Origin of the sequence: Streptomyces sp. NPDC002889 (assembly GCF_042888425.1) — a bacterium.
Classification (GTDB): Bacteria; Actinomycetota; Actinomycetes; order Streptomycetales; family Streptomycetaceae; genus Streptomyces.
This window is the reverse complement of sequence record NZ_JBIAPT010000060.1, coordinates 1-5,381: the sequence shown is the minus strand read 5'-3', so window position 1 is coordinate 5,381 and position 5,381 is coordinate 1. Positions and strand designations below refer to the sequence as shown.

Sequence of the window (5,381 nt, the reverse complement as noted above, 5' to 3'; positions counted from 1 at the left end):
GACCCGCTACGACAAAACCGCCGAGTCCTACCAGGCAGCCGTAACCCTCGCCTCGCTGCTGATGTGGGCGTGACACTTTGACGACAACTCCTAGCTTCGCCGGGAAGACATCGGCCTGCTGCGGCCGCTCGACGGCTTTCCCACCCTCAGTGACGCGACCACGGCCGTCATGAGCTACCCCTGTGGAGCCGCGCACCACCGGACCGTCTGCACCTGACCAGCAGACACCCGGTGAACCGGTCAACTGTGACTCTTGCTCGCCAGACGCCGCTTGGGGACAGGGCCGATGCATGGTGGCAAGTCGTTGCGGGGCCGGAGGTGCTGGGCAGCATCGAGTACGCGGTAAGCGTGCTGGACTGCCCGCTGGTCGTGGTGCTCGGCCACGCTCGCGCGGCGCGGTCGCGGCCACCTGTGCCGCCCTGGCCGACGGCCTCGGCAGCAGGTCGGGAATCTCCTCAACGCGCTCGTAGCGGTCTTTGGTGGCGAAGTCCTCCGGCTCCAAGAACTGCCGGAGCCAGAAGCCGTGATCGTGCCTCATCGCTGCGTCCCGGCTTCCATGTCGTGACCTCCGTCTGCCGTGGCCTCTGCTGGCTGCCGGGATGGACGGTGGCCGCTGTAGGCGAAGGACAACCCGCCCCGCTCGTACGGAAGCGGTGTGCCGGGCGCGATGGTCCTAAGGAGTCGCCGTGCTGCCAGGTTGGTCGAGTTGATGATGCCGGTGACGACGATGTGCGGTTCGGCTATCAGATGCGCGGCGGTGAGGACGGCGGTGGCCACGCCGCGGCGGCGCCAACCGTTCGCGACAAGAACGGCGAGCTCGCGGGTCTGGCCGTCGATGACATTCAGGTTGACCACCGCGATGATGTCGTCCGGCGCTTCGACAGGTTGCGCTGCGAGTGCGATGTCCTGCGGTTCGCGTGGCAGTAGCCATGGCACACCTTCCCGCGGGTCGCGCCATGCTCCCATCCTCGCTGCCCGGTCCTCGGCGGTGCAGCCTTTGAGCAGGGTGAGGAGGCAGGCTCGGCTGCGCACGTTGTCGCTCAGGAGCCGCACAGTTATCGCCGAACCGTCGCGAAGGCGGACCGTGTTAGGGAGCACCACGGCTCCGCGAGACAGGTGACCGTTGACGACTCATCGACGCCTGTGTCGTGCTCTGTGCGGAGCCTTCCCACGGTATGCCACGGTGGCGAAGCGCACGCTCGATCTTCGACACCTGACCCGCCCGAGCCCGGCCTTCATTTCGAGGGAGTTCGTCGGCGTCTGTTTCGAGTCGGTGCGGCACATTCTTGTTCAAGAGTCGGAGGGTGTCGGCGAGGTGCGCAGCGCGGCTGCCGTTGCGGCCAGGCTGATGCCCGCGATGACCCACCACGCGTGTTGGAAGGCCGAGGGGCCGTCGCCGGCGGCGAGTACGGCCACGAGCACGCTGATGCCGAGTACGGCGCCGACCTGTCTGGCCATGCTGACGATGGCGCTGCCGGTCGCCGCTTGGTGCGCGGCCAGGACGGAGGTCGCCGAAGACATGATCGTCGGCAGGGTGAGTCCGACTCCGACCCCGCCGACGAGCCATCCCGGCAGCAGATCGGATGCGTAGGAGGGGTGTGTGCCGACGGCACTGAGGATCATGACGGTGCCGACGCCCTGGAGTAGGGCCCCCGCCGCGGTGACGACACCGGCTGGGTAGCGGCGGGTGAGGCGGTGCCCCACCACCGCGAACATCGGGACCATGAGGGGTCCGGGGGCGACCGCGAGGCCGGTCTTGAGGGCGGACCAGCCCCATATCTGCTCGAGCCAGAGCACGACGGAGAGCAGGATCGCGGCGAAGGCCGCGGAGAACAGCAGGGCCGTGGCGTTCGACCATGCGAACGTGCGGTGTCGCAGGAGCGGCAGGTCGATCACTGGCGCCGGATGCCGGCGTGAGCGCCGCAGGAACAGCCCGAGTGCTGCGGCCGAGAACACCAGGATGCCGATGGTGCGCCCTGATGCCCATCCCCAGTCGGGCGCCTTCACCAGCCCGGTGGACAGCGATCCGATGGAGATGATGAGTACCGCGCCGCCGAGCAGATCGGGCAGCGGCGCCCGGCGCTCGTGGCCGGTGTCGGGAACGAGGATGACCGCGGCGAGCATGGCAGCTAGCCCGACGGGGAGGTTGATCAGGAAGATCCAGCGCCAGGACGCCTCGACCAGTAGCCCGCCGACGACCGGCCCGAGGGCTGCGGCCAGCGATCCGCTCGCTGCCCATACCCGTACGGCGGAGGCCCGGTTCGCCGGCGGTGTCACTTGCAGCAGTAGCCCGAGGCTGGCCGGTGTGAGCAGGGCTGCACCGGCGGCCTGCAGGCCGCGGAAAGCCACGAGTGTCCACAGTGTTCCGCTGAGTGCGCAGCCGAGGCTGGCGATCACGAATGTCGCCAGGCCCAGCAGGAAGCCGTGTTTGCGGCCGAAGCGGTCGGCCAGGCGACCGGCGGGCACGAGCAGCGCGGCGTAAACGATCGCGTAGGCGTTCAGGACCCAGCTGAGATCGGCGAGTGAACTGCTGTGCAAGTCGCGTCCCATGGCGTGGAGTGCGACGTTGACGATGAACAGGTCGAGGCTGACCATGAAGACCGCGGTCGACAGGACCACCAGGACGGCCCGCGGCCGGGCCGATACGGCCGAGCCGGGCAGCGCGGTGGTGGGGGCCGCCATCAGCTGAGCCGGTCGATGATCGTGGCGTTCGACGGGCCGCTGGGCTCGCCCATCGCCCGTAGGTCGAAGCGGCTACCTAGCTCGCGGATGACCTGTGCTTGACGGCATATGGGACGCAGCTCGGACAGCGCACCGCCGGGCCTTCGCTGGCCGGTTGGGGGGCGCACCGCGTCGGCGATGACTGTGTCGTGCATGGCATCCTTCAGTGGGTTGGCTATTCCAACTTTCTGGAGGCTAACCGCGTGGGTTGGAAAACACAACCCACTAGGAAATGTGGCGGACAGGGAGCCGGGAGCTCAGGGACGGAGCGGCTCTGATCGCCGGGCGCTCGGCGCGATCGGCCGCTATGAGAGTGATGACTCCTGGGGGCCGTAGTCGCGGACCACGGTCGCGACGCGCACGCGATAGTCACGAAACCAGACCTCACGCCCGAGGCGTTGCGCCACCAGGTGCCGTGCCACCTGCTTCCAACTGCGCGCGCTCACCTCGTCCTGCCAGTACGACACCGTGATCTGCACGCCTTCCCCGGCCCATTCGATGCCCAGATAGCCTGGCTGCTCTCGCGCCAGCAGGTCCATCTCGACCGCCATGGCGAGGTATCCCTGGTCCCCGTCCGTACGCACGGACGTGAGGATCACGGCGGTGTATGGCGGTTCCGGCGTGCGCACAATGCGCGCAGGGGCTTCGAGGTCTTCGTGCACGACGCACTCCCAAGGTTGGCAATCCGAACTCGCCGAACGCTAAGCCGGCGAGTTGGAAAGTACAACCCATGTCAGGCACACTGAATGGATGAGCCGAGACACAGCCCTGGGCCCCCGGCGTTGCAGCATCGCCGGCGCCCTCGATGTCGTGGGCGACCGCTGGTCGCTGCTGGTCGTCCGCGAACTGCTGTACGGCGTCCACCGCTTCAACGAGCTGGTCGGCAACACCGGCGCCCCGCGCGACATCCTCACGGCACGGCTACGCAAACTGCAAGAGCACGGCATCGTCGAAAGGCGGCCCTACTCGTCTCGCCCACCGCGGTATGAGTACTTCCTCACCGCGGCGGGACGCGAGTTGTCGCCGGTCCTGCAGGTGCTCAAGCGTTGGGGTGATGAACATGTCATCGAGGGACCGCTGCCGGTGGTGTTCGAGCACGACTGCGGACACGAACTTCTGCCCGTCCTGCGCTGCGAGGCTTGCGGGGACCCGGTCGAGCGCGACTCCATCCACCTCGCGCACGACACCGACGGGCCGCGTGACGGTCTTCGCCGGTCCTCGACCGCAAGTCAACCCCCAGCCGAACGCTGACCCGGCCCAGACGGAACCACCGTCCCATCGGGGGTGGCGCAGCTCGGCATCACGGCTCGGCGAGCGCGGGTGCGAGAAGATCGCGAAGGTCCGGGCTGACGCTCGGGTCATAGTGGGCTTCGGCGGCGCCGTAAACGGCGTCGCATGAAGGGTGGGCGTCAGATGTCGGCGCTGTTCCGTGTTCCTGTACGCGCCGCGGCTCGTGACCGTCGCCGCGACCCCGACCCCGCCCCCGACACCTGCGCTCTGCGCAAGCACCGCACGCGGTGCGACCGGATACGACCCCCGGCGCACTGGCAGGCGCTGCCGCGACGTGCAGGCTACCGGCTGGGCTCCGGGACCGGTGGGTGGGAGATTACGCAGGTGGCCGTGGCATGCGCGTGCAGCTGGCCGGCCAGATCGGTGATCTTCGCTTCGACGGTGGCGGTGCGCTCCGTCGCGTGCAGCACTGTGCCGGCGGCGCGGATCTCGCCAGTGGCCAGCGTGACGGCTCGCTGGTAGGTGACGTTCAGCGCGACGGTCGCGACTGTACTCGTGACCGCAATGTGGTTGATCGCACCGACGAGGACGAAGTCGGCGAGGGTCGCGAGGAACCCGCCGTGCACGGCGCTGTTGCCGTTCAGGTGTTCGAGGCGAGGCACCAGCGCGAACACGGCGTGCCGGTCACCGACCTCGACGATGGAGATGCCGAGCAACCGCGCGGCGGTAGGCGGCTCGGCCGCTCCCGCCTGGATCGCGAGTAGGTACTCCCTGACGGTCGACGGCTGCGGTACGGCGCCGGTCATCGTCTGGTATCCCTGGCCGTGACCGCGTCGCGGGCGGTCTGCGATGGCTGTCTCGTGCATGGCATCCTCCAGTGGGTTGTCTATTCCAACTTGCTGGAGGCTAACCGACGTGAGTTGGAACACGCAACCCACTTGGAAATGTGGCGGACAGGGAGCCGGAGCTCAGGGACGGAGCAGCCCCCAGCGCAACCGGCTGACGCCCCCCGCTGATCGACCAACCGGGTGCTGGGCCTGCCCTGAAGCCAAGACGCGCCCCGACTCTTTCACGTAAGGCCCCTGGCAGAGGACGTGGAAGGCGGCACTCGGCGCGGGGCAGCCCATGCGCGTGCTCGCCGCTTATCCGTGTCGATGTCGTACCAGTCATCGGCGAGCAGTCCGCCATGCGAAGGCTGTACTCCCACCGGTGCCGTTGGCGGTGACGAACCGCAGGTGGGCTTCGCTGACGCGGTCAAGATTGTCAGGGGTGACGCAGACCGATTCCGGCTCCAGAAAGACGTACTTGCCCGGCTGTCGACAGCCCGGCTGCACCTAGGGCGTGTGTCGAAAGTGGATCTTGAGGTGGGATGATCTTGCTTTGTGGCACGTGGAGATCTGACGGATGCGCAGTGGGGCCGGCTGGAACCG

The 5,381-nt window shown here is 68.1% G+C and carries 6 protein-coding genes and 1 pseudogene; 2 read left to right on the top strand and 5 right to left on the bottom strand.

Going from position 1 to position 5,381, the window contains the following annotated elements; translation table 11 throughout:
* Positions 1-303 precede the first annotated feature (303 nt).
* Positions 304-434: pseudogene (locus ACFYWI_RS38230) on the top strand (carbonic anhydrase); the annotation flags it as partial.
* 100 nt (positions 435-534) lie between these two features.
* On the opposite strand, the gene ACFYWI_RS38225 reads toward ACFYWI_RS38230, so the two are convergent.
* The 4 genes from ACFYWI_RS38225 to ACFYWI_RS38210 all read right to left on the bottom strand — a co-directional run bounded on the left by ACFYWI_RS38225 (position 535) and on the right by ACFYWI_RS38210 (position 3,383).
* Positions 535-1,101 (bottom strand): hypothetical protein, encoded by a 567-nt coding sequence (locus ACFYWI_RS38225; protein ID WP_389240758.1) that lies wholly within the window; start codon positions 1,099-1,101, stop codon positions 535-537.
* A 189-nt stretch (positions 1,102-1,290) separates the two neighbouring features.
* On the bottom strand, positions 1,291-2,682 hold the full coding sequence (locus ACFYWI_RS38220; protein ID WP_389240756.1) for an MFS transporter: 1,392 nt from the start codon (positions 2,680-2,682) through the stop codon (positions 1,291-1,293).
* Positions 2,682-2,876: a hypothetical protein gene (locus ACFYWI_RS38215; RefSeq protein ID WP_389240754.1), complete on the bottom strand. Its 195-nt coding sequence runs from the start codon at positions 2,874-2,876 to the stop codon at positions 2,682-2,684. Before ACFYWI_RS38215 ends, ACFYWI_RS38220 begins: the two co-directional genes overlap by 1 nt.
* Positions 2,877-3,026: 150 nt before the next feature.
* Positions 3,027-3,383 carry an antibiotic biosynthesis monooxygenase family protein gene (locus tag ACFYWI_RS38210; protein ID WP_389240752.1) on the bottom strand — a complete coding sequence of 119 codons (357 nt, stop codon included), beginning with the start codon at positions 3,381-3,383 and terminating at the stop codon, positions 3,027-3,029.
* An 88-nt stretch (positions 3,384-3,471) separates the two neighbouring features.
* Here ACFYWI_RS38210 and ACFYWI_RS38205 point away from each other — a divergent pair, with 88 nt between their 5' ends.
* On the top strand, positions 3,472-3,972 hold the full coding sequence (locus ACFYWI_RS38205; RefSeq protein WP_389240750.1) for a winged helix-turn-helix transcriptional regulator: 501 nt from the start codon (positions 3,472-3,474) through the stop codon (positions 3,970-3,972).
* A 320-nt stretch (positions 3,973-4,292) separates the two neighbouring features.
* On the opposite strand, the gene ACFYWI_RS38200 is transcribed toward ACFYWI_RS38205, so the two are convergent.
* Positions 4,293-4,817, bottom strand: coding sequence for a PaaI family thioesterase (locus ACFYWI_RS38200; protein WP_389240748.1), 525 nt, complete (start codon positions 4,815-4,817; stop codon positions 4,293-4,295).
* Positions 4,818-5,381: the final 564 nt, after the last annotated feature.